Genomic DNA, 25,895 nt, shown 5'->3' with positions numbered 1-25,895 from the left:
TCTTTAGCAAAATGGCACACATTGGTATTGTTGGCGGGGGCATTGTCGGACTGTGTTCGGCGTACTATCTGCACAGAGCGGGGCATCGGGTAACCGTGTTCGATCAGGGGCCTATTGCCGACGGTTGTTCGTTTGGTAACGCCGGTATGATCGTGCCCAGCCACATCATTCCTCTAGCGCAGCCTGGTATGATCGCCAAAGGCATGCGGTGGATGCTGAAATCGACCAGTCCATTTTACGTTAAACCGCGACTCAATATGGACCTTATGCGGTGGGGCTGGTTATTCTATCGTCATGCTACCGCCGAACACGTCGAACGGTCAATACCGGTCCTGCGCGACCTTAGTTTGCTCAGCAAACGACTTTTTCAGGATTTAGCCGCCAATGGTGATTTATCGTTCGAATGGCAGGAACGCGGCCTGCTGATGCTCTACAAAACCGCTTCGGCTGAACACGAGATGGCCGAAGAAGCCACGGTAGCCAACCGAGCCGGGGTCGAAGCGCAGGTGTTGACTGGCCAGCAGGTTCAGGACCTGGAACCAGCCACACGAGTCGACGTACGCGGGGGTGTGTTATATCCGGGTGATGCACATGTCAATCCCGGCGAGCTGGTCCGCTCACTAGTAGGTTATCTCCGCAGGAATGACGTAACGATCCTGGAAAATCATTCGGTTACGGGGTTTAGCAAATCAGGTGCTCACCTTACAGCCGTCGAAACGGCTCAAGGCGCTTACCCGGTCGACGCGGTGGTGATTGCCGGAGGAGCCTGGTCACCCGTCATTGCGCAACAACTGGGGTTGAATCTGTCGTTGCAGGGTGGCAAGGGCTACAGCTTTATGCTTCGGAACGTAACGAACAACATCCGTGTACCCGCCATCATGCTCGAAGCGCGGGCCACCGCTACGCCCATGGGCCAGGATTTACGCTTCGCTGGTACGCTCGAAGTAGCCGGTACGGATATGACCATCAACATGAACCGGGTTCGCGGCATTGCTCAGTCGATCAACCAATACTATCCAGAGCTACCCGTTGAGCTGCCAACGGTGGACAAGGTCTGGCGTGGTTTGCGACCATGCTCACCCGATGGCCTGCCCTACATTGGTCGCTCTGATCGCTTCGACAACGTAGTACTGGCTACCGGCCACGGCATGATGGGTTTGAGTTTGGGACCTGCCACGGGCAAACTGGTCAGCGAAGTGATTGACCAGAACGTCTCCAGCCTGGACATTGCGGCCTTTAGTCCAAATCGGTTTTAGTATTGGGTTAGCTTAGTTTACCGAGCGTCAGCTATACGTAATACCCAATCAGCTTTTTCCGGCTACTTGCGGCACAGCCTTTCGGATGGAAATAAAACTCTGAAACGCAACCGACGACATGACAAACAGCAGGCCGACGTAGAATGATGCATTCACCGTCTTGCTTTCGCCGAAGAAGAGAAAGGCCATACTGATCGCATAAATCGGCTCAAGATTGAAACTCAGGTTCACCGTAAAGGCAGGTATTCTCTTTAGGGACTCAGCAAATAAAATATACAGGCCTACTGTACAAAACAGGGACAATAACACCAGGTAGAAGGTGTCTTGCAAACTCGGAATCAGGCTGGCAACCGGGAAATAATGCAGATAGACAGGTAGTAGGATGCCTAGTCCGATAGTACCGCCGATCATCTGATAGTAATTGATACGCGTACTATCATACCGTCGTACTAGGCGCTCATTATAAATCGTGTACAGAGCGGCAAAGGCCGACGAGATCGTACCCAGCGCGATGCCTAGCTGATATGAGGTATCGAAATGGAAGATCAAGCCGATGCCAAATAGGGTGAGCATGCTTAATAACAGTTCGGTAACGGCAACCTTCTTCCGGATGAATGACCCAAAGACCGCTGTGAAGAAGCTCGTCAGGCAGTAGCAAACCACCCCAATCGAAATGTTCGAGTACTTTATGCTTGCATAGAAAAATACCCAGTGGACGGTTATAAAAAGTCCAACCTTCGCAATGTCAAACTTCTCTCGGAGGGAAATTCGCGTACTTTCCTTGAACAGTTTTAGAATGAGAAAGAGCCAGATTGCGGAAAAGAATACGCGATACCAGACAAGAAGACCTTCATTCAAAGAGATTAATTTCCCAAAGACGCCGGTGAACCCAGCCAGTATTACAGCAACGTGTAATACCAGATATGATTTTTTCATACGAATTGCCTGAGCTCTAATCAGACGCCTAAGGTAGCTGCCGGACGTTGACGTAATAGTTGGCGTCGACGTTCAGCGAAGTAGCTCCTTTAGCGGGAAATGTACGCCAGGAAGTGGTCGGCTGCAGGTTTTGATACGTAGCGGATTCATCCAGACAAACCCGCACGGGCATATCGAATCCCGCAACGCAATTAGCCCAGCGGTACTGAGCCACGCCGTCTTTCAGCCGGTATTCTAAGGTTGGAATGCGCACATCGCGTAGGTACTGATCGAAAATTTTAACCAGATTCCGTCTCGCCTGTCGGCTCATGTACGTTTCGATCTGCTGGGTCGTGACAGTCTGGTGATAGAATGTCTTGTTCATCCCCCGCAGTAATTGACGCCACTTCGCATCGTCGTTCACGATCTGCCGGATGGTGTGCAGCATATTGCCACCTTTATAGTACATATCCCCCGAGCCCGACTTATTGACGTTGTAATAGCCAATAATCGGGCTGTCGTTGCGAATGTTATTGCGGCATCCAATCACGTACTGCGCGCCAGCCTCCTTACCATAATAGTACTCCACGAACAGATTCTCCGAGTAGTTGGTAAAACTTTCGTGAATCCACATGTCGGCCACATCGCGGTACGTAATGTTATTGGCAAACCACTCGTGTCCCGATTCGTGCACAATGATAAAGTCCCACAGAAGTCCCCAGCCGGTTTTGGACAAATCGCGTCCTAAATACCCATTTCTGAATTTGTTCCCGTACGTAACCGAACTCTGGTGCTCCATCCCTAGGTACGGTGTCTGCACGAGTTTGTAGCCATCTTCGTAAAATGGATACGGGCCAAACCAATGCTCAAACGCTTTTAGCATCAGCGGAACCTGCTTAAACTGAGCGCGCGCCCGTTCTTCATCCTGCGGCAACGCATAGAAGTTTAAGGCAAGTTTTCCTTTCTCACCCACGTAAGAATCGGACCAGTGGACGTACTGGGCGGCATTTATGTTGACCCCGTAGTTGTTAATGGGGTTGGCGACAAACCAGTCGAAGGTTCGCGTACCGTCATCGTTTTTCACCGTTCGGCGTAACATCCCATTCGAAACGTCCATCAGCGGCTCCGGCACGGTTATGCTGATGAGCATACTGTCGGGTTCGTCGTACATGTGATCCTTACAGGGCCACCACGAGCTTGCGCCCAACCCCTGGCAAGCTGTGGCAATAAACCATTGTTTCGTCGTATCCCGCGCCCAGACGAAACCCCCGTTCCAGGGCGGGTTTTTCGCGACACGAGGTTTACCGTTGTAATGAACCGTTACGCGTTCGGTTGCGCCGGGTTGCTGTTTCTTTTTTAACGTAACAAAATACGCATCCCCATCTTGCCGAAAGGTCAGTGACTGACCGTCCTGCTCAATTTTTGACACCCGTAGTGGTCGTTGCAAATCCACTTGGAGTACTTGACTCGGTTTCAGCACCTTATACGTAATGGCTGTACTGCCACTGATTGTACTATCAGCGGGTTTAACCCGAACGCTCAGGTGGTAAAAGGTTAGATCCCACCATACCCGCTCGGGAGTAATAGAACCCCGCAACGTATCGTCATGCGTAAACTCGTACCGTTGGGCCCGAACAACGTATGGCAGCAAAAAAACAAGCGCAAAGCAAAGAATACGATTCATGCAGGGTAACTAATGATAAGCTCGAAACCATGGGACCAATCTCTATCGGGCACCGGGAGGACAGTGCTGCGTCAGGTATTTTGTGTACAACGTACGTAGATGTTCTGTCGTACCGGCCCCTTCCGAAATGCCGTGACTGCGGTTTGGATAGGGCATTACCTGAAACTGCTTATTGTGCTTAATCAACTCGTTGATAAGCTGCTCGGCATTGGCATAATGCACATTATCATCGCCGGTACCGTGGATGTAGAGTAAGTTACCCCGGAGATTTTTAGCGTAGGTAATCGGAGAACCAGCCACAAAATCTTCCCGGTTTTCCTGCGGCAAGCCCATGTATCGCTCCTGATAAATGTTATCGTACAGTAACTGATTACCGACAGCAGCAACGGCAATACCCGTCTTGTAAATATCCGGATACTGGAACAGCAAATGTAGGGTAGTAGCACCGCCCCCGCTCCATCCCCAAACGGCCACACGGCTCGTATCGAGATAGCTACGTTGCTGCATCAGTTTTTTCGCGGCCATGGCCTGATCACGAACATTCAGTCGACCAATCTGACGGTAAATCGACTTACGCCATGCCGCTCCTTTCAGCGTTGGGGTTCCCCGATTGTCAACAGCAACGTAACAGTATCCGGCTTTAGCCATGTCGCCAGCGAATAGGTTATTGCTGCCAGCGGAAAAGACGTCGTTTGTCGTCGTGCTGGCAGGTTCGCCGTATACGTAGAATAAAACCGGGTACTTTTTGGTACTGTCGAAATCGGTTGGTTTCGCCATCCACGCGTCCAGCGTTACGCCCTCGTCGGTAGTGACGGTGAAAAATTGTAGATTCGGCCGGTTGGCGGGTTTAGCCGCAACGGCTCCGTCCGTTACCGCGGCCGCTTTATGATCGGGAAGCCGAAGCCACTCCCGCGAGGTCGGTATAGTATGGCTGGTCAATGAATGCAGCGCCCACTGACCGTTTGGCGACAGGTCGTAGTCGTGCGTGCCCACCTGTTCCGTTGGCGTGATACGTTCCAGTTTGCCCTTGCCATCCATGCGAACGCGGTGCAGATAGCGCTGCGTGGGATTCTGGGGCGAAGCCAGGAAATAGACGTATCCGCCCTTCTCGTCAATTAGCTCTATGTTGGCGATGTCGTATTGACCGGGCGTTAACAGGGTCTCGCGACCATCCAAACTTATGCGATATACATGTCGCCAGCCGTCTTTTTCCGATACCCACAGAAACGCTTTTCCACCGTTGACCCACTCCCAGCCGGACGGGTCGCCCCCGTTCCACGTATCCTTACAGTCAACCCAGGCCTTGTCGGTTTCGGTATGAATGGAGCGCGGAGCCGCACCGTTGGCGGGACAAACAAAGATGATGCTTTGGTTCTGCTTCCGGTTCAGTTGCTGCACAATCACCTCCGGCGAATTAGGCAACCACTCCATCCGAACCAGGTAATGCTGCTGCGGATCGCCCGGTATAGGTAACCAGGTCGTTGCCCCGCCCGCTACGTTAACCACGCCAAGACGGGCCGGGGATGGTGCTTCGCCTACTTTGGGGTACTCTACGGGTATTGTAAACGAGTACGTAGAATCGGTGTTATTCAACATCAAATAATCCCGGATACCCGTTGCATCGACCTGCCAGTACGCAATCTGTTTACTGTCGGGGCTCCACCGGAACCCATCGCGGCAGCCAAATTCTTCTTCGTACGCCCAGTCGAACGTACCGTTGATCCGCTTGCGGGTTCCGTCAGTTGTTAGTTGCCGGGCCTGGCCAGTCGCTACGTCCTCAACGAATACGTTGTGTTCACTGACATACGCCACCTGCCGACCATCGGGCGAAAGCTTGGCGAACATGAGCGACTTCGCTGGCCGATCTTTTCCTACCTGCCGCACCTGTTTGTCGCTCATTCGCACGACGTAATAATCGCCACGAGTATTTTGTCGCCAGACGCGGGCCGTGTTCGTATAGACCAGCATTACCGACCGATCCGCCGACAGCTCATAGTTGGCAATTTGAATGGGTTGGCTCGTCGTCGGATTGATGAGTATCTCTTTCGGTACAACAACGGTTGTTTGGCCGCTGACCATAGCCGTCTGCACCAGGCTGCCGTCCTTGATGGAGAGGTAACTGTTCCCGTTATCCGTCCAGCGAACGGCGCGCAACCGTTGCGCCGACACCAGCGTATTACCCGATAAAACGAGAAGAATAAGAATAAATCGAAGCATGAAACACAAACTATTTGCTGACTAGTGCCCTACCGGGCCGTTCCATCAGCAAGATAGCTAGAGACAGACTAAAAATTACTTTACTAGCTCAACTTACTGTTTCGGTTTCTTGTGGCACCGACAATCAATCAGAAGGTTTTCACATATAGTATGGATTGCTCACAAGCCGGTCAGTTAACTCCGTGTGTATTGCTGACGTGTAGCGGAGCTATGTGCCAGCCTTTTACAATTCATGTCAGTTCAGGTACTTGTCGTACGTGGGTCGGTAACCTACCAGCCGGGCTATGGGCGACAGGACGCCAAACAAGACATTTTGAACGACAGGGGACGGTTTAGCCAATCGGAAAACTTGCGAGAAACGTCGGGCCGTCAGTGCCGTTTGTAGTAGAGGTGGTACGCCCGTAGACCCCGCTTTTCCATCATTAGCCAGTCCAGTAAGCGTTTCAAAGAAGAATTCCGTATCCATCGCCGGTCTAACCTGCCAGTTTACGACCGTCTCTGCTCTCGATGCATTCCACATCGAATGCACTGTATTAGGCGGTACGTGCAGCTTATCACCGGTTCTGAAAACCGTTACACGGCCGTCTATACGAACCGTTAATTCGCCAGACAGAATGGTGAAATCTTCGGACTGCTGCGGGTGAAAGTGGGGCGCAGGCTCGCTGCTGTTTGGCCGGTAGGCCGACTCTATTTCCAGCAGTTGTCCGTTGGTATCCTGAGCCGTTTTCAAAAACCGGAACGACTGGCCAGTTAAAGTGTTGCGAATGAATTTGTTCTGGAAAGCCATAGCGTAGTGTGTTGTTTACCCGATAAAGTTGCCGGGTGCCTACAGGCTATTCCAAATAGTATCCCTACGAAACGGAAGAAACAACCGATCAAACGGCCATCGTCCGGAAATGAACAGACCAAACCCGGTCACGTAACATTACGGCTGCCGAAGCAGGGGCAACGTAACGGTAAAATATTGAGCATCATCCTCTACGTTCAGTTGGCCCCCACCTAACAATTCATACTGCGTCGCGATGTTAGCCAGCCCCACCTGATTCGACAGCACCCGGCTGTTCTTCCGCTGTAGATTGTTGCGGACCATCAGGCGCCCGTCGGGTTGAGTCGCGATGGCAATGTGCAGCGGTTGCTCGGGCAGAATGACATTGTGCTTGACGGTGTTTTCCAATAGGAGTTGCAGCGTCAGCGGGGGCAGTAGATAATGCTGATAGTGCGGATCGACGGTCTGCTCCAGTTGAATGTGTTCACCGTAACGGGTACGTAACAAATGAAAATACGAATGGGCAAACGCCAGTTCGTCGGCCAGTGTAGCCAACTGAGTTTCGTTGCTGCGAAGCAGGTACCGGTACACACTGGCCATCTCTTCCACAAACTGCTCAGCCTGCTGCGAATCTTCTTCAATCAACGATGAGAGTGTATTAAGGCTATTGAACAGAAAATGGGGATTAATCTGGCTTTTAAGACTCTCAAACTGATTTTGCAGATTCGCCTTTTTAAGCTGCTCCGTTTCGCGAAGTGTCCGCTCCCAGCGTTCGAACGCCAAAATCCCTTCGTACAACGAAATAATGGACACAACTGTTAACCCATTGAAAAGCCACGCCCACGGCAGCCGACCCGGATTGAGTGGCAACGTGGGCGACGAAACCTGAGTGTAGGCTAGATAAATTGACGTGCAGGCTACGCCCCCCATGAATAAGCACCAAATGAACAAATACAGAAGCCGAATACCCGTCTGCCGAACAAGAGGGTACTGTCGGCTAATGAATAAACCAACACTGTTGTTAATTAACCAGTTGACATACGCAACAACCAGCGTCAGCGCCGTTGCAAACAGAAATACGCGCCAGTTGCTCCAGTACGTCCTCCCCAGCAGAATAGAATTCAGAATACCTATGTAAACCGGGATGGATACTAGCTGCATGGCTTCATCCTGATTTGAGTAGCGGAAAGCTTTCATAGATCAGATCTGGATGTATTGGGTAGCGATGCCACTGCATGCACTGGCTGGTTCTGCCCCAATGGCAGCCGCACGGTAAACTGCTCACCGTTATCCTCAATAATGGGCGATGGTAAGCCCAGGGACTTAAAGCGGCTCGCCAGCATGGCCAACCCGCCGGGCTGATGAGGCAGGGCAGCGGCTTTTTTGCGCTGAATATTGTTGCTCACCTCCAGCATTCCGTCACGACGAGCCGTTATAGACAGCGTTAAGGGCTCGTCGGCCAGCAAACTGTTATGACGTAACGCGTTTTCGACAAGCGTCTGGAAGGTCAGTGGGGGCAGCGAGTAATTCATGAACGAATCGTCAACGGCAATGTACCAGTGCAGAGCCTGACCGAAGCGCGTATCGAGCAGGTAGCGGTAGGCGTGCAGAAAAGCGATTTCATCGGCTATGGTCACTAACGGGCGCTGCCCTGCCTGCAGTAGGTACCGATATACCGTCGACAACTCATCTAAGAACATACCGGCTTTCCGACGATCCTCGGCGATCAGCGCCGACAGGCAGTTGAGTGCGTTAAACAGAAAGTGCGGATTAACCTGATTCTTGAGGGTGTTGTACTGGTTCTGTAAGCCTATTTTCTTGACTGCTTCGGATTCCTGAACGGCCTCGCGGTATTTCTGAAAATAATAGATAATTTCAAAAACGGCACCCATAATGAGCACACTGAAAAAACCAACCGCTATGAGTTTAATGTATACAGCCCCGGTAATCGGAATCGAATTGGCACGGGTGATATCGGCAAACCAGATGATAAATGCCTGCAATGAGGACGTAATGAGTAAGTAGCCGACAAACGTAATCAACACACGTCGGCGGGTTTGCTGAATCTCCGTATATCGTCGCCGGACGTAGAGCAGCCACCGCATCGAAATCTCCCACATCAGTAGCCCATAAGCAATCCCAACTCCCGACCAGATCAGATACCTAGCCAGCGTAAAGTGTTCATCGGCAAGAAAAAGCAGGTTGACCACCAGAATTACCAGCGGCAAGAAAATTGCACGAAGCCATATGTCATTCGGGCGTTCCAAGTAGGGAGACAATTAGGCGTAAACCAGAAGCACAAACCTATTTGCAATATACGGTGCCGGGCAAGATCAGGCAACCTCAACCGCCGTTAGGCCGTTACGCTCCTTTCTAGCCCAAATCCGATTCTTCTGCAAACAGGAAATGCCTTCACCGGCTCAACCACTCCCGAAAGCTGGTTGGCTGGCGGTCGATGCAGCTGTAGTACATGGCAAGCAGAACATTAACCGCAATGCCGGTACCCAGTATTGACCATAAACCTCTGGAGTTCGACGTACCAAGGGCAAGGGTTAACGTAACGCCCCAGACCAGGACCATCACTAATGTCGTCACTATCTTCTTAAGCTTACTCATGTTTCGTTCTGTACGTACTATAATCACCAACGAGGCAGCCTTGACCGATAACTCATTCGTTAACAAAGCTAGTTAATTCCTTTATTACCTTGTGTATCAGTACTATTTACTAGTTAAGACAAACACTAAACCCTCTTCTGATTCATGAAAACGCTCCACTGCCGTGACGCCGGTTTTGACTGCGAAGGCGTCATCCGGGCCACCACCGACGACGACGTATTAACGCAGGCCGCAGAGCATGCCCAGACTGTTCACGGTGTAACGGTCACCCCGGAAATGGCTGGCCAACTCAAAGGGTTGATCCGGGACGAATAACCAACTAAGGGGACCAGCCGCAGAACGGGCTGGTCCCCTTTTAGAGTAACGTAGTACTACAATCTGCCCTACTAATCAGTAAGATCAACAATCACTGGCGTTTTGAGTTGCGTTAACGAAGCTTTCGTTACGTACTCATGCGATTCTATCAGCTGATTGGGTGTTTATTGCTGGGTTGGGCGACCTGCCTACGGCCCGCCACGGCTCAGGATGCAGACTCAATCCAGTATCTGTATCCGGTTCAGTATCTTGGGTTAACACTTGAAGCGAAGCCAGTGCAGATGGCGTACATGGACGTAAAACCGGCCAAACCGAATGGCTATACGGCCCTATTACTACACGGCAAGAACTTCAACGGCTATTACTGGACGAATGTCATTCAATGGCTGAGCAAACGCGGCTACCGCGTGATTGTACCCGATCAGGTTGGCTGGGGCAAATCGTCGCACCCGAACGTACACTATAGTTTTCACCAGTTGGCGGCCAACACAAAGCATCTGCTCGATACGTTGGGCATTAAGCAGGTTTTCGTGCTGGCGCATTCGATGGGTGGTATGCTGGCCACCCGCTTCACGCTCATGTATCCCGAACGGGTAAATCGTTTGGTTCTCGAAAACCCAATTGGTCTTGAAGATTACAAGACCTTTGTCCCCTACCAGACCATCGAGCAGCAGTACCAAAAGGAACGGAAGGCGACGTATGCCTCCTACAAGCAGTACCAAGAGAGTTATTACCCCGTCTGGAAGCCAGAATACGAGGCCCTCGTAAAGGTTCAGGCCAGCGACTTACAAAAGCCGGATTTTAACGACATAGCCTGGGCGAATGCTGTTACGTATCAGATGATTTATGAGCAGCCCGTCTGTTACGAGTTCAACCGGATTACCGTCCCGACTCTACTCATTATCGGGCAGGCCGACCGAACGCTGGTCGGTAAAGCGCTGCTGTCCAAAGAACAACAAAATCAATATGGCCAGTATCCCACTCTGGGCAAACGTACCGCTCAGCAGATCAAAGGAAGCAGGCTGGTTGAGCTGCCCGGTGTCGGGCACATTCCTCACATTCAGGTACCCGATCAATACGTTAAGGCGCTGGCAAACTTCCTCCCCTGACGAAAATTCATAACAAACTAAGTCACCCTAGCCGGGTTAAAAGATGATTAAATTTCGTTTAAACGAAATTCGTTTAAACAAATATTAGTTTTCTCTTTAGATGCCTCTGTACGGCTATGGAAAAGCAATTTCGCAACGAGTACCACTATTTGATCGCTAATCTGCACAAAACGGATGGCTACATTTTCAATTACTTCGGCCAGAAGCTAGCGCCGTTCGATTTATCCGTTCAACAATACATTGTCCTTCGTCTGTTATCAAAAGTATACCCCGACAGCCTCACGGCGGGGCAACTGAAAGAGAAGATGACGGATATAAATCCAGACTTAACCCGGCTCGTGGATCGTCTGGTAGCGAAGCAGTTGATCGTGCGCGAAGTTGACCCGCAGAACCGACGGCGTGTGAACCTGCGACTGACCGAAGAATCGAATCGGTTTGTGGAAACGGTGGCGGTTGAGTTCAACGACTTTGAATCCATCGTTAGTCACCTGACCGAAGGCGAAGTACGAACATTGAATACACTCCTGGATAAAATCAGAACCAAATAAAATGAAAAAGTCTCTGGTAGGGCTTGCCTTGTGGGGTCTCAGTTTCGGTGGAGTATCCGCTCAGACTATCCCTACGAACCTGCCCCTGGATCAGGCCATTCAACTGGCCTTGAAAAACAACAAAGGCATTAAACTGGCCGATTCACGTACGCTGGCCGCTGAAGCCCGCGCTCAGGAAACGAAAGATCGTGGCCTGCCGCAGGCGAATGCATCGTTGGCGTACTCACGCTACAGCTTAACGGGACCGTTTGCGTTTGGTGAAGGTACAGACGGTAAACCGCTCTTCGGCATCCCCGCTGGTGCCTTTAATACGACCATGGGCGGGGCAACCGTCAGTAAGGAAGTATTCGGTGGTTTTGCCGAAAAGTCGGCCCGGTTATCGGCCGATCTGTTGGCACGAGCCAGCCAGTTAGACGCCCAGCGCAACCGGCAGGAACTCGTGTATACCGTTACTGATGCGTATTACAACATTGTTAAGTTGATCCGGTCGACCCGCGTCATTGACCAGAACATCCGGCAGTTCGACGAACGCGAACGGGAAGCCAGAAATCTGGAGAAGGAAGGGATTGTAACCGCCAACGAGGTGCTGAAGATTCAGTTGCAGAAAAACAACCTTCAACTCAGCCGCCTACAGGCCGATAAAGCTCGTCAGACGGCGCTCTATAATTTCAATCTGCTCATTGGCCTGCCCGACAATCAGGTGGTAGCTGTCGATACGACGTTAAGCAACCCGGCTACAACGCTGGAGCCCCTGGAAAGTTTTCTAAATCAGTCGGTTCGGGTACGCCCCGAAGTGCAGGCAAACGTCCTACGGGTGCAAGCCGCCGACGCGCAGTTGAAGAACGTAAAGAGCAGTAAGTATCCGCACCTGGGCGTATCGCTGGGCTACAATTACATCAACCCAACCGCCAGTCTGATTCCGGAGGGCAACTCGTTCATCTCGGCCTGGAATGTGGGCGCCGGTTTAAGCTACAACATTGGCTCGCTTTACAACCTGAAGGGTCGGTTGAATACGGCCAAAACTGCCATCGACCAGGCCAATCTGCAGGGCGCGCAGCAAACCGATCAGATTCGCTCCGAAGTTGTTACGGCCTATCACAACTATCAGCTAGCCCTTGAACAGCAAAACGTTATCCGCACCGCTCTCGGACAAGCGCAGGAAAACTACCGATTAACTGAGTCGCGGTTCCGCAATGGTCTGGTTGGCTCAACGGATTTTCTGGAAGCGAACAGCTTCTTGATTCAGGCTCAGCTGAACGTTATCAATGCTACGGTCGATGCGCAATTGGCGTATCAGCGCCTGTTGAGAGCTACGGGCACAAACCTTTAATCACATACGACTTCTTATCAAACAGTTCCCATGAATACCAAGATGTTACTTCGCGTAGGTGGCCTTATTGTTCTAGTCGCTGCGCTCTATTTTGGCTTTACCGAGTTCCGGTACCTGCAACGTTACGAGACGACCGACGATGCTCAGATCGACGGTGACGTTGACCCCGTTACGCCGAAAGTTGGCGGTTATGTTAAAGCGATTCGCTTTAAAGACAATCAATCGGTAAAAGAAGGCGATACGTTATTTGTGATCGACGATGCCGATTACCGCATCCGGGTTGCCCAGGCCGAAGCCGCTTTACAAAGTGCCCAGGCGGCAGCGGGCGTAAGCCGGACGAACGTGAGCGTGGCTGCAGCGACCATCCAGAGTTCGCAGGCGAGCGTGCAAACCGCCCGCAACCAAGTGGTAACGGCGCAGGCGAACGTAGTGGCCGCTCAGGCTCGGGCGCGTCGGGCCAACCAGGATTTTGAGCGCTATCAGCGTCTGCTGGCCGAGAAAACCGTTCCGCAGCAGCAGTTTGATGCGATTCAGGCAGAGCGCGATGCGGCTCAGGCACAGTTACAGGCCGCTCAGGCGCAGCTTCAAACGGCTCAGTCGCAGGTAAACGCAGCTAGCAGCCAAACGGGCGTAACGAGTTCGCAGCGCCGGACCACCGAAAGTCAGATTTCCGTAGCGCAGGCCACCGTGAAGCAGCGGCAGACCGAACTTGATCTGGCGAACCTGCAACTTTCGTATACGATTGTTCGTGCGCCCGCTTCGGGCGTTGTTTCCAAGCGGTCGGTACAAGTCGGTCAGCTTATTCAGCCCGGCCAGGCACTCTGCTCGGTTGTTGGCAACTCGAATCTGTGGGTAACGGCCAACTTCAAAGAAACGCAGCTGAACCAAATGCAGATTGGTCAGCAAGTTACCATTGATGTCGACGCTTTCGGCGACGAGAAACTGACGGGCCATGTCAGTTCATTCGCTGGCGCTACCGGCGCGAAATTCTCGCTGCTGCCTCCCGACAACGCGACGGGTAACTACGTGAAAGTGGTACAACGCGTACCAGTACGTATCGAAATCGACAAAAACAGTCCGTTGTACGCCAAACTACGTCCCGGCCTAAGTGCTAACGTAGCGGTTGATTTACAGGGGAAATAAGAACTAAGTAGTCAGGAGTTAGGAGCGAGAAGTGAGTAGGTTCCGCATAAAGTTTGCTCGCTTCCCGCTCCTAACGCCTATCTCTTAATAAAACTATGAAATTAGGCTTTGATAAATGGATTGTGGTGATCACCGTAACAACGGCGGCCCTGCTCCAAACCATCGACTCGTCGATCGTCAACGTTACGTTGAACCAGATGATGGGTAACCTAGGCGCGTCGCTGGGCGATATAAGCTGGGTCGTAACGGGCTACGCTGCCGCCAGTGCAGTTATGATTACGATGTCGGGCTGGCTTACGGCCAAACTCGGCCGCCGGAATTACTTTGCCGCGTCGATCATTCTGTTCACCATCGCGTCGATCTTCTGCGGTACGTCGACCAACGTCTGGGAACTGGTGTTTTTCCGGGTGGTGCAGGGTATTGGGGGCGGTGGTTTACTGACAACTGCCCAATCCATTCTGATTCAAACATTTCCCAAAGAAGATCTGGGTATCGCCAACGCCATTTTCGGGGTGGGGGTCATCATCGGGCCATCGATTGGTCCAACGCTGGGCGGTTATATTACCGATAACCTGTCCTGGAACTGGGTGTTCTACATCAATATACCATTCGGTATTATAGCAACCATACTGACTTACGCCTACATTAAAGAACCCGCCGAAAAAATGATAGCGGGTAAGATGGACTGGCTGGCCTTGATTCTGCTGATTATGGGGATCGGTGGTTTACAGATCATCCTGGAAAAAGGTCAGGAAAAAGATTGGTTCGATTCAGGCTTTATCGTCGGCATGTCGCTTGCCGCCGGGGTAGGTTTGGTTGGCTTTATCTGGCGTCAATTAGCCGTTAAACTGCCGATTCTTGATCTGCGGTTGTTGCGTCGGCGTCGTTACGCGGTGGGTACCTTGTTTAACTTCATTCTGGGTTTCGGGCTGTTTGCATCCGTGTTCATTATCCCCGTTTTTTGCCAGACGATTCTGGGTTTCACGGCCAGCCAAACCGGTTTGTTATTAATGCCAGGTTCGATTATGACCGGGTTTATGATGCCAATCGTTGGCGGTTTGTTACGTAAGAATTACGTTTCGCCAATCTGGTACGCGGCCATCGGTTTCGTGTTATTTTTCGGTTTCTGCTTCGATCTGTCGGCAATTAGCCTCGAAGCTGGCCCGGATTACTTCTTCTGGCCACTCATTGTTCGGGGTGTTGGAATGGGACTGATCTTTATCCCGCTGACCACCGTTACGTTAGCTGATCTGGATAATATCGAAATCCCACAAGGATCAGCTTTGACCGGTATGATCCGCCAGTTAGGTGGTACGTTCGGTACGGCCATCATGACGACCTACATTTCGACCCGTACCGTGTTTCACAGTTCCCGCTTAGCCGACAATATCTCAACCTACAATCCCTTATCAGCCGAGCGGCTACGGCAATATACCAACCTGTTTCTGTCGAAAGGCGACGCCCTGATTACCGCGACGGGTAAGGCCTACGGGGTTATGCAGGGTGCCGTGATCAAGCAGGCGCTCGTTATGACGTATGCGGATGCGTTTCTGGTGATCGGCGCTTTCTTCATGATCTGCGTGCCACTGCTGCTGCTGTTTATCGGCAAGAAGATTGAAACACCCGCCCATGTAGAGATGTCAATGGAGTAAGTCAAAGGTATGACATCAAAAAATCCCGGAGATGCGACCTAAGAAAGTTGCGTATCTCCGGGATTTTCTGTTTAAAAGATCTATCTCGTAGTCAAGCTAGAATCGATACGCTCTCGCTCACTCCCCGACGTTTACTTCTACCGTGGTGCCCTCTTCGGCAAATACGCGGAACGTACCGCCCAGCTCTTCGGCCCGGCTCTGCATGTTTTTCATACCGTAATGTTGCTCCGATACCGCTCCGTCCGCCCACGTAAAGCCCCGCCCGTTATCTTCAATACGAAGCCGGATATGACCGGCCGACTGAACCTCTAACTGCACGACGGCCCGGGTGGCCAGGGAATGTTTCACTACGTTGTTCAGAGCCTCCTGTACAATTCTGAACAGGTTTAGCACCTGATTAGATGACAACGGCTGACTCAATACCCCCGTCACCTGCACGTCGACATGCAGCCCGTTGGTTTCCTGAAAATAGCGGTTGATGTACTGATTCAGGCGTTCGGCAAACTCCTCCACCGTGAAGCTTTCCCGATGAATCGCCCAGATGGTTTCCCGCAGCAGTTTAACAGCCTCACGCGTATGTGTCACAATCACGCGGAGCTGGCTCGCCCACTGCCGACTGTCAGTTACCGTCTTTTTTTCGGCCTGATCGCTGATGTGCGTGAGGTTCGTCACTACGAAGGCCAGATGCGCCCCTACATTGTCGTGCAGATCGCGGGCGATACGTTCCTTTTCGACCAACAGGCTATTTTTCATCGCCAGGGTTTGTACTTCAGCTTCGTAGGTACGCTGCTGCTGGAGCGTGCGCTCGTTGATTAGTTGTTCGGTTTGATCCCGGTCCATTTTATACCGGTACGCCAGACCAAACGTCAATACCAATACCTCAAACAGACCCGCTAACGCATAATCCGTAAAATCAGCAACGGGCTGGTAGGTCGGTATAACCCTGAAGTTGCCGAACACCTGCCCCAGATTCAGTACGAAAAAAGGCGTCACCGCTACGAAGTACAGGCAGGCTTCGCGGATGTGGTACCGCCGAACGATGCTGATGATGATGTAAGCAACAATCACGGGCATGGGAAACCAGTAAATGACCGAGAAGATGCGCATTAAAACCAGTTCCGTTGTGGGCGTAAGCGGAGCAATCCACTCGGCCGTCAGCGTCAGCAGGCACAACAGCCCCGACCACAACACGATGGTTCCGATGGTGTGCCAGCGGTGGGAAGGTGTCCGCTCCAGCGACAAAAATGACCGGACAAACGTCAACTGCGAATAAAAAAGCACGAGCGGAAACAAAAAATAAACGTTCTGTCCCGGCAACCAGAACTGCTCGTTGAACGCAAACTGGTTCATGAAACCGTCGTTGATAAAGAAGAATCCCAGCAGACCGAGCAGGCAGAAGATGTATTTTGAATAAATTCGATCGAGCGTTGCCAGAAAGAAGAATAAACTCATGATGCCGACAAACGTCAGCGTGAACAGAATGCCCCCCCAGAACAGGTACCCTTTCTGAACAATGGATTCATAAGCCGATTCATGAACAAGCTCGATCGGCACAATCTGCGTACCCCGCCGTTTTAGCATCCGCAGGTACACCGTTACCTCCTGATTGGCGGGCACCGTAAACGGAAACCAGTAATAGCGATGCTGTTTAATACGTTGCGATACGGGCGTTTTCCACCCAATAACCGGCGATACAGACAAGGTTCGATTTTGCTTATCGACCACAGTAAGCTGCAACTCATCAAAGCACCAGAAGTCAATTTCAGCCAGCAACGTCTGATCCTGACCACTGGGATTTATGGCATTGAACCGCAACCACACCGGGCGGGCGGCTTTCAGGCCGGTAATGTAGCCAAAATTGGGGACGGGCGTAGTGACGGGCTGAAAGGCCGCCTGGATGGTGACACGGCTAATATCGGCGAAGGTTCTAAATCGCGTAGAATCAACGTAATACGCTAATTTGCCTTCCAGCGAAATTCGGTCCTGATCCGCGGATAAAATAACAACCGACTGCGCACTCAGGGGCTGAGTCGCCAGCTGGATCACCAGCAACCAACTACTCAACAGGACGAATATAAGTCGGGCAAGCGGTTTCATTGGGGGTCAGGTATCCCACTAAAGTAGACCGGAATTGCTTCTCAAGCAAGGTTGGTATACGGAGTAAGACCGGACATAAGCGGCCCTACTCCTTTTTTAGTCGCTGATTTACAGCGTATAGCCGCCCTGATATTGACGACGAACAAATTGATTGGCGTAGTCATAGTTTGTTATTTTCATGTTCACTCCATCCCAGAACAGCTTTTTCCGACCGGTAAACTTTCCGCCTTCGCGTGCCAGATACGAACGCGTGGCCAGATTACCCATCAGCACCGTTTCGGTCAGGGGCCCCGACTGATCGAATGACGACGATGTATAGGTACCGTACCCTTCTTTGCACGCTTTTACCCACTGTTGCTGGTGCCCTTCGGTTTTGCCGTCAACCAGGGGTTTTTCGGGGGTAGGTAACGCTTTATCGGCAAATTTAGATGAGGGTAATAGCTTCGGGTTGTTCCCGAACAGGCCACCGGTAAGCATGCCTTTCGTGCCAATGAACAGCATCCCGCCGTCAATCTCCCGAAAGACTTCGTCATACTCCACTCCCTCGGGCAACTGAGGCCGGATACCGCCATCGAACCAGGAGAATCTGATTTCCTTTACTTTCCGATCTTCCGACGGGAAGGTCAAATGAATAGCCGACGATGGCGGACAAACATCGTCGTAGAACGCTTCCTTGAAGAAATCGGAATAGACGGACCCGACACTACACTCAACGGAGGTTGGGTACTTCAGATTGAGCGCCCGAAACGGTACGTCCATAAAATGACAGCCCATATCGCCTAACGCACCGGTACCGAAATCCCAATATCCGCGCCAACGGGTCGGCATATACGCTTCGTGATAGTCGCGGGCGGGGGCAGTACCCAGCCAGAGCGGCCAGTTAACTTCGGGGGGTACCGGCTGCGATTCGCCTTTGTCTTTGGGCGACCGAACGCCCTGGGGCCATACGGGACGGTTAGTCCAGCAATAGACCGTATGCACATGACCAATCATCTTGTTCTTGATCGCCGTTTCAATGATCCGGGTCGCGTCGCCCGAACTGCCCTGATTACCCATCTGCGTAACGACTTTGTAGTTACGGGCGGCTTCGGTGAGCATACGAGCCTCATAAATGTCGTGCGTCAGGGGCTTTTCGACGTACACATGCTTACCAAGCTGCATAGCTGCCATAGCAATTGGCGCGTGCATATGGTCCGGTGTCGACACAATCACGGCGTCAAAGGTCTTTCCGGCCTTGTCGAACAGCTCGCGGTAGTCTTGGAAGTAAGGAGCGCTGGAAAACTGAGCCCGGTATTTTTTGGCCTGCCGATCATCGACATCGCACAGGGCGACAATGTTATCGGAGCCCTTGTTATAGGCCAGCCGGATGTTGACATCGGCCTTACCGCCACAGCCGACGGCGGCTATGTTGAGCTTGTCGCTCGGTGCCACAAATCCTTTACCACCTAATACGTGGCGGGGCACAATGTAAAAAGCAGCCGCCGACAGCGCGCTGCTTTGCAAAAATTTACGACGAGAGGGCTTAGCCATGTTTGGTATCTGTTTGGTTGTTCGGGTATTTAGGTACGTGCAATCAACGGACAAACACGCAAACAACCAAACAGATAAACAGCTATTTACGCCATTAGCTGACCCATTTTCATAGCCACGCTCATATCGCCTTTTACTTTTAGCTTTCCCGACATAAAGGCCATCATGGGATTCAGATCACCCGTTCCCATTTTAATCAGATCGTTTATACTGACGTGCAGATCGCAGTCAGCAGGTTTATCTTCGTTGGTGACAGTCACGGGCGACTGCTTCGCATCAATGTACACAACGCCCTGATCCGTAACGATTTTTGCGCTGGCATTCAGGCTGTCGGCGTGAGTGGCTTTATTCCGAATTTGTTCGGTTAGTTCTTGCAAAGTCATGTTGTTGTGATTTCGTTAGTTGGTAAGGAAACTCTGCCGCGAAAATAAGGTTTTTAAGTTCAAGGGGTCAGCCTGCACAAACAAGCCAGTTTGCTTATCCTAAAAACGACAAAAAGCGGGCCCGCCCGCATCTCCTTAATGCGTTCTCAGTTTTTAACCGTACTCTGTATTCTCACCTTTCTTAGCTGCGCGGTGGGCCTGGTCGATGCCGTTGTCTCGTTTATGCACACGGACGCCGTATCCCAAACGCAATACATCAAGCGTACCTACACCCCCGAACAGCAAAAGACGCTACCCAAGCAATACTTCGAAGACCGCGCGTCGGGCGACGAGCCGATGCCGGGTGATACCAACGAAATCAGGGCGTTGTCCATCGCGCAGTTCGCCTACTCTCTGCTGACGCTGATAGGAGCCGTACTGATGTTCCGGCTTCGTCGGATGGGTTTCTGGATATACGTCGTGGGTGTTCTCGTTGGCATCATCTTACCCATTACGTTAGCCGGATTTGGGGCCCTGAATACGTCCTTCGGCGTATTTTTCAGTTTGATGTTCATCGGCCTGTACGCCCTGAACCTGAAGGATATGCATTGACAAAACAGCAAAAGGTACCCAAAGAGCCGCGTGTACAAACGAACAGGCATATCTTTGGGTACCTTTTGCCAGGGTGCGATAAATCACCCAAATTTCTCAGGGGAACGTATCGTCCTACTGATTTCCGGTTTTAGATCCGGAGCTGGTCGTTGATTTCTTAGTGGAACTCCCTGATTTGCTGTTCGATGATCCCTGTTGGGTGGTACTCCCCCGCTGATCGCCAATACTGCCCATCCCGTTCGTTGTCCGCCCCGACGTAGAGCCACCTTTGTTCGACTGCTGAAGACCATTGCTTGGTCCAGTCTTCGACTGGCTGTTCGTAGCTGTGTTTGATTTTTGAGCTGGACTCATGCCCCCTGATTTTCCTGATCCGGATTGGGCCATTGCACTTCCCGTGGCGATGGCTACGCCCAAAGCGACGGTCATTATTGCCTTTTTCATGTGACTATCTGATTTACTAAGATGATTCACTAGTAAACCTTATAGCCTATTAGTTTGATATAGTTATCGTTTTATTCTAATCATACGGTCTGATGGATGATGCTTATGAAACTGAGTCATCTTCGCCAATTCAGAGAAGTAGTCTAATTGAATAGGTCTTTTAGTTCACTTTTTTCCTATAAAGCAAAAATTGAGTACGATTTTTGTAGAGGATAAACTGCTGATATCAATGTAAAGATTAAACAAAACGAAATCATGGATGACTACTCACCACAAAATCATCCATCTGATGATGAGTACAATCTGGAATCCATTCTTGCTCAGTGGCATAAGGCTATGTCAGCTCTGCATACCGTTTATACCGACTTAACCCGGTATAAGAACAAGTTGAAAACGAGCTCGATAACTACAGTTCCGTATGCAGGGCAGTGTCCGGCCGAGGCACTTGTATCACTGGCGACAACCATACAGACTGAATTAAAAACCCTGCTGACCGACATTGACCGACTGGATGAAAGCAATCCTGCAGCTTATAAACTGCATTGCCGGAAGTTGATTGAGCACACAAGAGCTATCCATGAACTGGTTTATAAAGCGCAGATCAGGTTGTATCTGGCATCGGGTTCCAGCTCTTAGCCAGCATGACTCCCCCACTCCAGCAGTCAATAACTTACTGGCTCAGCCTGGGTCTAAGCAACAAACCCAGCTTATTAATCTGATTCTCCCGACAGCGAGGATTAGGCTTCTTTGTTAAACCAGAGTTGGGGCAACGTAACCGTCTCGTACCAATAGCTGCGGATTTGTTTGATGTACGTTTTCCATTCTTTGTAATCGAACGGTTTTTGAGTATACGCTGTAGCGCCCCGCTGATACGCTTCCCAGGTGTCGCGTTCTTCCTGGCTTGACGAAAGAATAATTACTGGAAGTAAGCTCCCCTGCGCGTGCCCCCGAATCAACGACAAAAACTCAAACCCGTTGGGACCCGTTTGTAAATCAATATCCAACAGAATTAGCCGCGGGCCTCTACCCGTTAAATCATCCAGATACGTAGCAGCCTCAGCAAAACTGCTCACGTGCATAAATATAGCTTCAGGGAAAGCTTGTTCACCGGCCCGAATGAGAATATCCGCCACATTAGGATCGTCATCGATCAGAAGAATAGGAAATTGAGAAGGCATACCCATGATTTACAACCCCAAAAATAAGGATAAAGTAAATTAGGTCAGTTGTTCGAACAGGGCGAAATGCTATTCTCTTTCCTAAAAATTCTATACCGCTTCATCTGGCGATTTCACTACGCAACAAAAAGCCGATCAAGTCCCTGCAGACCAGATTCGGGATAAAGTGTGGCTCTCCGACGCAGGCAGACTTGTTTTTATGGCTCAATTACCGCTTCGGGCAAATCACAAATACACTACATCCATTCAATAAAGCGTAGCTATAATACTACCCGAGTAAGCGAACAATTGAAACAAACAACTAATATATTAGTTGTAAAACTAAATCATTAGTCATACCTTTCGAATATCATCAGCCTTCGTACTTAATTTTATGCAACTGCGTGAACTGACCAAAGCCGAAGAAGAGATTATGCGCGTACTCTGGCAACTTCAGAAAGGATTTGTCAAAGACGTACTGGCCGAGCTGCCAGAGCCTAAGCCCGCCTACAATACCGTGTCGACCATCATTCGGATTTTGGAGAAAAAGGAACTGGTGGGTTATACGGCCTACGGCAAAACGCATGAGTACTACCCGCTCATCACTGAAGAGCAGTACCGCCGGTACCAGACCGAGCAACTGATGACGAATTACTTCGATGGATCGCTGAAAAAGCTGGTTTCGTTTTTCGTACAGGAGAAAAACATCAGCCTTTCTGAAGCCGACGAGATCATTACCCTCCTAAACAAAAAGAAAGACCAATGAACGCCCTTGACTATTTCCTGAAAGCTAACCTCTATGGTCTGCTGTTTGTGGGCTGCTACGGGTTGTTACTACGTCGGCATACGTTTTTTGGACTGAACCGGGCGTATTTACTAGTATCGGTCATGCTGACGCTGATGTTACCGCTACTAAGCCTGCCCACCAAGACTGCCGAAACGCTCCCCCTACCAGTAGGCGTTATCGCTCTACCCACAACGGCAATAGCGGCCGCCCCCGCACCCATTGAAACGAGTCTGGACTGGATGCTGATCGGCCAGTGGGCGTATGGCCTGGTGGCGGTGGTCTTACTGATTCGGTTAGGGCGGCAAATCGGCCGGTTGCTGCGCCTGATCCGGCAATCGACCCAATACGTTCAGGATGGTTATGTACTGGTCGAATCCAGTGATCGAGCCGTACAGACGTTTTCGTTCTTTCGATATCTGGTTGCCAATCCCGCCGACCGCCGAAACGAGTTAATTATCCAGCACGAACTCGTGCACATTCGTCAGCTTCACAGTTTCGATGTCTTGGCGTTGGCTTTGCTCAAAGCTGTCTTCTGGCTGTGCCCGGCCTTATGGCTACTCGAACGGGCGCTACGTCAGGTCCATGAATTTCTGGCCGATCGGGAAGCGAACCAGCCAAACAACTACGCTCAATTCCTGGTCGCCTACGCCTTTGGTTTACAACCCACTGAAGCTGGACACTATCCCATTGCCAACGGCTTTTTCACCCCGTCACTGCTGAAGCAACGCATTCAGATGCTGCACCAAACCGCTACAACCCGCTGGGCACTGAGCAAATACGTCCTGGTATTGCCTTTAGCGCTCGGGCTGCTGGCGATGACAACGGCTCGGGAGGAGATTACAACGGCTTTCACCCAACAGGATGATCCCGTAAAGACCGTAACAGGCCGGGTTGTCAGTGCTGTTGATGGCAAACCTTTGCCGGGGGCTATTGTGACAGACGCCAACACCGGTAAGGGTATACCAACCGACGCCAACGGGCGATACCAATTAAAGAACGTCTTATCCTCGCATAGGCTATCGATCAGCTTCGTCGGCTTTGAGACAGTAATTGTTCCGATTGATAAACAGTCTGTCGTTAATGTAGCCTTAGCTCCTCAAGAGGCTCCTGAACTGCCAGCAATGGGTTCTACGGCTGTCTACAAAGCCATCAAACCAAATCCGAACATGCCCGTCAGGACACCGCCCTCTTCTGAAATAATTAACGGTAGGGTGTACACAGCGGTAGAGGAGCCCCCTGTTTTTCCGACGGGTATACCAGGCTTGATGCAGTATGTAGCGCAGACGCTACGCTACCCTGCTAGTGCCCAGAAGGCGGGTGTAGAAGGAACTGTCTTTGTCCAGTTTGTGGTGCTTCCAAGCGGAAAAATTGGTCCTGTACAAGTAAGAAAAGGCATTGGCAGCGGGTGTGATGAAGAAGCTATGCGTGTAGTGAAGCAAATGCCTAAGTGGATTCCAGGCCAGCAAAATGGAAAGCCGGTATCAGCACAGTACGTTTTGCCAGTGCTGTTTTCCCTGGAAGAAAGCGCCCCAGCTGCGAAACCAGATTCAGGTGCGAAACAAGGTTTCAATATCATCTTGGACAACACTAAAAACGCTAAATACACCTTGTACGGTGACACAAAAGCCAAGTCGTACCCAGCGATTGATTCAGTATGGAAGCGACCTTCTACGGTAAGTATACGTGGTGTAGGTCCGCTGGGGCCATTAGGCGAGAGCCCTCTTTATATTCTTGATGGGGCAGAAGTTTCTGACAAAGTGGTTAAAGACCTTAATGGCAGAAACATTCAATCCATCGACGTATTGAAAGATGCATCGGCACAGGCGATCTATGGCGAAAAAGGCAAGTATGGAGTCGTTATCATAACCACGAAGAAATCATGAACGGCTTATCTTACCTGCTCACTGTGAGTCTCTTCCTCCTGTTGTTCTACGGTTGCTACAGGCTGCTCCTGCGCCGAACTACGTTTTTCGCGCTCAATCGGGCTTACTTACTCTTCTCCGTAGGCATGTCGCTGCTGCTTCCACTAGTTGATTTGCCTGATCGCGCTGCCGAGTCGTTACCGATCAGCACCATCAGCCTGCCAACTTTTGGTGTTGGCACAACGGCCACTCGTCAAACCGATGACGTAACGGTGGACCAATGGCTTTGGCTCTTGTATGGCTTGGGCGTTTCGGTTATGCTCGTGCGACTTATCATAAACCTGCTGGCGGTATTACGACTCGTTAAAAAGGGCAGGCAGGAAGTTCGTCGCAACTACACGCTCGTCTGCTTACCCAACGACTCAACTCCGTCGTTTTCGTTTGGACACTATCTGGTGCTAAACCAGAGCGACGCCGGTAGCCAACCGGATGCTCTCATCCGGCACGAAGAAGCACACATTCGCCAGCGCCACACCAGCGATGTGCTATTTATTGAGTTGGTACGTGCCGGATTCTGGTTCAATCCGGTGCTGTGGCTGTATAAACAGTCGATCCAGGAAGTTCATGAATTTTTAGCGGATCGGGCAGTGCTGAAAACTCCCCAACCCGACTACGCCCGTCAGTTAGTGGCTTACGCGCTCAACGTCCCGTCAACGGCCCTTACTACGCCCTTTGCTTCTGTATCAACCCTAAAACAACGTATCGTTATGCTTCAAAAACCCCAATCCAAACCTTGGGCGCTGGTAAGCTACGCCCTTGTACTGCCATTAGCCGGGCTTCTGGTTATGTGCACTCAGCCCGACCAAGCTGTAACCGAAGGGAGACGACCTACCGTTCATCAGCCGTTACGTCAAGCCGGTATCAACGGTGAAATTTTCATGGTTGTTGAGCAGCAGCCCGAGTTTCCAGGTGGCATGAGCGAACTAGGTAAGTTCATCATGCAAAATTTACGCTATCCGAGAAAGGCTCAAAAAGCACAGGTTGAGGGTAGGGTGTTTGTCCGTTTTATCGTGACAAAGGACGGAGACGTCAAAGACGTCAACATTCTGAAGGGAATTGGGTTTGGTGCTGATGAAGAAGCGATTCGGGTGGTCAGCCTGATGCCCCGCTGGAAGCCAGGGCTACAGAATGGCCATACGGTGAATACCCAGTTTAACCTACCCATCAACTTCACCCTGAACGATCCGGGGAATCAAACCAACGAAGCGATCGCTCCCCCTCCGCCACCACCGGTTCCCAGCAGCCAGACTCAATCATCGAGCCTTGACAAGGTAAAATCCTTTACTATCAATGGCAAAACGGCGACTAAAGCACAGGTCGAGGCCATACCAACTAATAAGATCAGCCGTGTCGATGTTAGTAAAGACAACGGCACGGCAACCGTTGCGGTCACGACGAACTAATGAAAGTAGCCCTCCCGGCTTCCCCTTGTAGGG

General features: G+C 51.1%; 24 protein-coding genes. 12 read left to right on the top strand and 12 right to left on the bottom strand.

What is annotated here, in order from left to right:
• Nucleotides 1–11 precede the first annotated feature (11 nt).
• Nucleotides 12–1,256: an NAD(P)/FAD-dependent oxidoreductase gene (locus tag ACYVIY_RS21540; RefSeq protein ID WP_460978463.1), complete on the top strand. Its 1,245-nt coding sequence runs from the start codon at nucleotides 12–14 to the stop codon at nucleotides 1,254–1,256.
• Nucleotides 1,257–1,304: 48 nt separating this feature from the next.
• Here ACYVIY_RS21540 and ACYVIY_RS21535 read toward each other — a convergent pair whose 3' ends face one another.
• From ACYVIY_RS21535 to ACYVIY_RS21505, 7 genes are all read right to left on the bottom strand, one after another.
• Entirely contained in the window at nucleotides 1,305–2,192 is an 888-nt protein-coding gene (locus tag ACYVIY_RS21535; RefSeq protein ID WP_460978462.1) for a DMT family transporter, read from the bottom strand.
• Between the two features lie 28 nt (nucleotides 2,193–2,220).
• Complete coding sequence (locus ACYVIY_RS21530) at nucleotides 2,221–3,855, bottom strand: M1 family metallopeptidase (RefSeq protein WP_460978461.1); 1,635 nt, start codon at nucleotides 3,853–3,855, stop codon at nucleotides 2,221–2,223.
• Between the two features lie 42 nt (nucleotides 3,856–3,897).
• Nucleotides 3,898–6,072, bottom strand: coding sequence for a S9 family peptidase (locus tag ACYVIY_RS21525; protein ID WP_460978460.1), 2,175 nt, complete (start codon nucleotides 6,070–6,072; stop codon nucleotides 3,898–3,900).
• A gap of 235 nt (nucleotides 6,073–6,307) precedes the next feature.
• A complete protein-coding gene (locus ACYVIY_RS21520; protein ID WP_460978459.1) occupies nucleotides 6,308–6,859 on the bottom strand; it encodes a cupin domain-containing protein in 552 nt (183 codons plus the stop codon).
• 138 nt (nucleotides 6,860–6,997) lie between these two features.
• Nucleotides 6,998–8,035, bottom strand: coding sequence for a sensor histidine kinase (locus ACYVIY_RS21515; protein ID WP_460978458.1), 1,038 nt, complete (start codon nucleotides 8,033–8,035; stop codon nucleotides 6,998–7,000).
• The gene (locus ACYVIY_RS21510; RefSeq protein WP_460978457.1) at nucleotides 8,032–9,105 is read right to left on the bottom strand and encodes a sensor histidine kinase; all 1,074 of its coding nucleotides are present in this window, start codon (nucleotides 9,103–9,105) and stop codon (nucleotides 8,032–8,034) included. The genes ACYVIY_RS21515 and ACYVIY_RS21510 overlap by 4 nt, the downstream gene beginning before the upstream one ends.
• Before the next feature lie 145 nt (nucleotides 9,106–9,250).
• Nucleotides 9,251–9,454: a hypothetical protein gene (locus ACYVIY_RS21505; protein WP_460978456.1), complete on the bottom strand. Its 204-nt coding sequence runs from the start codon at nucleotides 9,452–9,454 to the stop codon at nucleotides 9,251–9,253.
• 144 nt (nucleotides 9,455–9,598) lie between these two features.
• On the opposite strand from ACYVIY_RS21505, the gene ACYVIY_RS21500 reads away from it, so the two are divergent.
• The 6 genes from ACYVIY_RS21500 (at nucleotide 9,599) to ACYVIY_RS21475 (ending at nucleotide 15,551) form a co-directional block, all read left to right on the top strand.
• Entirely contained in the window at nucleotides 9,599–9,769 is a 171-nt protein-coding gene (locus ACYVIY_RS21500) for a DUF1059 domain-containing protein (RefSeq protein ID WP_460978455.1), read from the top strand.
• Between the two features lie 137 nt (nucleotides 9,770–9,906).
• The gene (locus tag ACYVIY_RS21495; protein ID WP_460978454.1) at nucleotides 9,907–10,878 is read left to right on the top strand and encodes an alpha/beta fold hydrolase; all 972 of its coding nucleotides are present in this window, start codon (nucleotides 9,907–9,909) and stop codon (nucleotides 10,876–10,878) included.
• A gap of 116 nt (nucleotides 10,879–10,994) precedes the next feature.
• Nucleotides 10,995–11,426 carry a MarR family winged helix-turn-helix transcriptional regulator gene (locus tag ACYVIY_RS21490; RefSeq protein ID WP_460978453.1) on the top strand — a complete coding sequence of 144 codons (432 nt, stop codon included), beginning with the start codon at nucleotides 10,995–10,997 and terminating at the stop codon, nucleotides 11,424–11,426.
• A gap of 1 nt (nucleotide 11,427) precedes the next feature.
• A complete protein-coding gene (locus tag ACYVIY_RS21485; RefSeq protein ID WP_460978452.1) occupies nucleotides 11,428–12,756 on the top strand; it encodes a TolC family protein in 1,329 nt (442 codons plus the stop codon).
• A 30-nt stretch (nucleotides 12,757–12,786) separates the two neighbouring features.
• Nucleotides 12,787–13,899, top strand: coding sequence for an HlyD family secretion protein (locus ACYVIY_RS21480; RefSeq protein WP_460978451.1), 1,113 nt, complete (start codon nucleotides 12,787–12,789; stop codon nucleotides 13,897–13,899).
• Nucleotides 13,900–13,994: 95 nt separating this feature from the next.
• The gene (locus ACYVIY_RS21475; RefSeq protein ID WP_460978450.1) at nucleotides 13,995–15,551 is read left to right on the top strand and encodes a DHA2 family efflux MFS transporter permease subunit; all 1,557 of its coding nucleotides are present in this window, start codon (nucleotides 13,995–13,997) and stop codon (nucleotides 15,549–15,551) included.
• 117 nt (nucleotides 15,552–15,668) lie between these two features.
• Here the strand turns inward: ACYVIY_RS21475 and ACYVIY_RS21470 are convergent, their stop codons facing one another.
• From ACYVIY_RS21470 to ACYVIY_RS21460, 3 genes are all read right to left on the bottom strand, one after another.
• Complete coding sequence (locus ACYVIY_RS21470; protein WP_460978449.1) at nucleotides 15,669–17,648, bottom strand: sensor histidine kinase; 1,980 nt, start codon at nucleotides 17,646–17,648, stop codon at nucleotides 15,669–15,671.
• A gap of 108 nt (nucleotides 17,649–17,756) precedes the next feature.
• Nucleotides 17,757–19,178 (bottom strand): Gfo/Idh/MocA family protein, encoded by a 1,422-nt coding sequence (locus ACYVIY_RS21465; RefSeq protein ID WP_460978448.1) that lies wholly within the window; start codon nucleotides 19,176–19,178, stop codon nucleotides 17,757–17,759.
• An 86-nt stretch (nucleotides 19,179–19,264) separates the two neighbouring features.
• Nucleotides 19,265–19,561: an SCP2 sterol-binding domain-containing protein gene (locus ACYVIY_RS21460; RefSeq protein WP_460978447.1), complete on the bottom strand. Its 297-nt coding sequence runs from the start codon at nucleotides 19,559–19,561 to the stop codon at nucleotides 19,265–19,267.
• Between the two features lie 138 nt (nucleotides 19,562–19,699).
• Between ACYVIY_RS21460 and ACYVIY_RS21455 the strand changes: the two genes are divergently transcribed.
• The gene (locus ACYVIY_RS21455; protein WP_460978446.1) at nucleotides 19,700–20,152 is read left to right on the top strand and encodes a hypothetical protein; all 453 of its coding nucleotides are present in this window, start codon (nucleotides 19,700–19,702) and stop codon (nucleotides 20,150–20,152) included.
• Nucleotides 20,153–20,266: 114 nt separating this feature from the next.
• Here ACYVIY_RS21455 and ACYVIY_RS21450 read toward each other — a convergent pair whose 3' ends face one another.
• A complete protein-coding gene (locus ACYVIY_RS21450; protein WP_460978445.1) occupies nucleotides 20,267–20,593 on the bottom strand; it encodes a hypothetical protein in 327 nt (108 codons plus the stop codon).
• A 255-nt stretch (nucleotides 20,594–20,848) separates the two neighbouring features.
• Between ACYVIY_RS21450 and ACYVIY_RS21445 the strand changes: the two genes are divergently transcribed.
• Nucleotides 20,849–21,229, top strand: coding sequence for a hypothetical protein (locus ACYVIY_RS21445; protein WP_460978444.1), 381 nt, complete (start codon nucleotides 20,849–20,851; stop codon nucleotides 21,227–21,229).
• A gap of 101 nt (nucleotides 21,230–21,330) precedes the next feature.
• Here the strand turns inward: ACYVIY_RS21445 and ACYVIY_RS21440 are convergent, their stop codons facing one another.
• Nucleotides 21,331–21,771 carry a response regulator gene (locus ACYVIY_RS21440; protein WP_460978443.1) on the bottom strand — a complete coding sequence of 147 codons (441 nt, stop codon included), beginning with the start codon at nucleotides 21,769–21,771 and terminating at the stop codon, nucleotides 21,331–21,333.
• A gap of 373 nt (nucleotides 21,772–22,144) precedes the next feature.
• Between ACYVIY_RS21440 and ACYVIY_RS21435 the strand changes: the two genes are divergently transcribed.
• The 3 genes from ACYVIY_RS21435 to ACYVIY_RS21425 are packed head-to-tail and all read left to right on the top strand — an operon-like array spanning nucleotide 22,145 to nucleotide 25,862.
• Nucleotides 22,145–22,516: a BlaI/MecI/CopY family transcriptional regulator gene (locus ACYVIY_RS21435; protein WP_460978442.1), complete on the top strand. Its 372-nt coding sequence runs from the start codon at nucleotides 22,145–22,147 to the stop codon at nucleotides 22,514–22,516.
• Nucleotides 22,513–24,420: a M56 family metallopeptidase gene (locus ACYVIY_RS21430; protein WP_460978441.1), complete on the top strand. Its 1,908-nt coding sequence runs from the start codon at nucleotides 22,513–22,515 to the stop codon at nucleotides 24,418–24,420. The genes ACYVIY_RS21435 and ACYVIY_RS21430 overlap by 4 nt, the downstream gene beginning before the upstream one ends.
• Nucleotides 24,417–25,862, top strand: coding sequence for a M56 family metallopeptidase (locus ACYVIY_RS21425; protein WP_460978440.1), 1,446 nt, complete (start codon nucleotides 24,417–24,419; stop codon nucleotides 25,860–25,862). The genes ACYVIY_RS21430 and ACYVIY_RS21425 overlap by 4 nt, the downstream gene beginning before the upstream one ends.
• Nucleotides 25,863–25,895: the final 33 nt, after the last annotated feature.

The sequence above is a fragment of the Spirosoma knui genome (genome assembly GCF_054780635.1).
The sequence above is the reverse complement of the archived record's forward strand: the minus strand, read 5'-3'. Positions and strand labels throughout refer to the sequence as shown.

Excerpts from the sequence above, each read along its gene's own strand:
- ACYVIY_RS21540 (WP_460978463.1), top strand. The coding sequence starts at position 12 with ATGGCACACATTGGTATTGTTGGCGGGGGCATTGTCGGACTGTGTTCG.
- ACYVIY_RS21535 (WP_460978462.1), bottom strand. The coding sequence starts at position 2,192 with ATGAAAAAATCATATCTGGTATTACACGTTGCTGTAATACTGGCTGGG.
- ACYVIY_RS21530 (WP_460978461.1), bottom strand. The coding sequence starts at position 3,855 with ATGAATCGTATTCTTTGCTTTGCGCTTGTTTTTTTGCTGCCATACGTT.
- ACYVIY_RS21525 (WP_460978460.1), bottom strand. The coding sequence starts at position 6,072 with ATGCTTCGATTTATTCTTATTCTTCTCGTTTTATCGGGTAATACGCTG.
- ACYVIY_RS21520 (WP_460978459.1), bottom strand. The coding sequence starts at position 6,859 with ATGGCTTTCCAGAACAAATTCATTCGCAACACTTTAACTGGCCAGTCG.
- ACYVIY_RS21515 (WP_460978458.1), bottom strand. The coding sequence starts at position 8,035 with ATGAAAGCTTTCCGCTACTCAAATCAGGATGAAGCCATGCAGCTAGTA.
- ACYVIY_RS21505 (WP_460978456.1), bottom strand. The coding sequence starts at position 9,454 with ATGAGTAAGCTTAAGAAGATAGTGACGACATTAGTGATGGTCCTGGTC.
- ACYVIY_RS21500 (WP_460978455.1), top strand. The coding sequence starts at position 9,599 with ATGAAAACGCTCCACTGCCGTGACGCCGGTTTTGACTGCGAAGGCGTC.
- ACYVIY_RS21495 (WP_460978454.1), top strand. The coding sequence starts at position 9,907 with ATGCGATTCTATCAGCTGATTGGGTGTTTATTGCTGGGTTGGGCGACC.
- ACYVIY_RS21490 (WP_460978453.1), top strand. The coding sequence starts at position 10,995 with ATGGAAAAGCAATTTCGCAACGAGTACCACTATTTGATCGCTAATCTG.
- ACYVIY_RS21485 (WP_460978452.1), top strand. The coding sequence starts at position 11,428 with ATGAAAAAGTCTCTGGTAGGGCTTGCCTTGTGGGGTCTCAGTTTCGGT.
- ACYVIY_RS21480 (WP_460978451.1), top strand. The coding sequence starts at position 12,787 with ATGAATACCAAGATGTTACTTCGCGTAGGTGGCCTTATTGTTCTAGTC.
- ACYVIY_RS21475 (WP_460978450.1), top strand. The coding sequence starts at position 13,995 with ATGAAATTAGGCTTTGATAAATGGATTGTGGTGATCACCGTAACAACG.
- ACYVIY_RS21470 (WP_460978449.1), bottom strand. The coding sequence starts at position 17,648 with ATGAAACCGCTTGCCCGACTTATATTCGTCCTGTTGAGTAGTTGGTTG.
- ACYVIY_RS21465 (WP_460978448.1), bottom strand. The coding sequence starts at position 19,178 with ATGGCTAAGCCCTCTCGTCGTAAATTTTTGCAAAGCAGCGCGCTGTCG.
- ACYVIY_RS21460 (WP_460978447.1), bottom strand. The coding sequence starts at position 19,561 with ATGACTTTGCAAGAACTAACCGAACAAATTCGGAATAAAGCCACTCAC.
- ACYVIY_RS21455 (WP_460978446.1), top strand. The coding sequence starts at position 19,700 with ATGCGTTCTCAGTTTTTAACCGTACTCTGTATTCTCACCTTTCTTAGC.
- ACYVIY_RS21450 (WP_460978445.1), bottom strand. The coding sequence starts at position 20,593 with ATGAAAAAGGCAATAATGACCGTCGCTTTGGGCGTAGCCATCGCCACG.
- ACYVIY_RS21445 (WP_460978444.1), top strand. The coding sequence starts at position 20,849 with ATGGATGACTACTCACCACAAAATCATCCATCTGATGATGAGTACAAT.
- ACYVIY_RS21440 (WP_460978443.1), bottom strand. The coding sequence starts at position 21,771 with ATGCCTTCTCAATTTCCTATTCTTCTGATCGATGACGATCCTAATGTG.
- ACYVIY_RS21435 (WP_460978442.1), top strand. The coding sequence starts at position 22,145 with ATGCAACTGCGTGAACTGACCAAAGCCGAAGAAGAGATTATGCGCGTA.
- ACYVIY_RS21430 (WP_460978441.1), top strand. The coding sequence starts at position 22,513 with ATGAACGCCCTTGACTATTTCCTGAAAGCTAACCTCTATGGTCTGCTG.
- ACYVIY_RS21425 (WP_460978440.1), top strand. The coding sequence starts at position 24,417 with ATGAACGGCTTATCTTACCTGCTCACTGTGAGTCTCTTCCTCCTGTTG.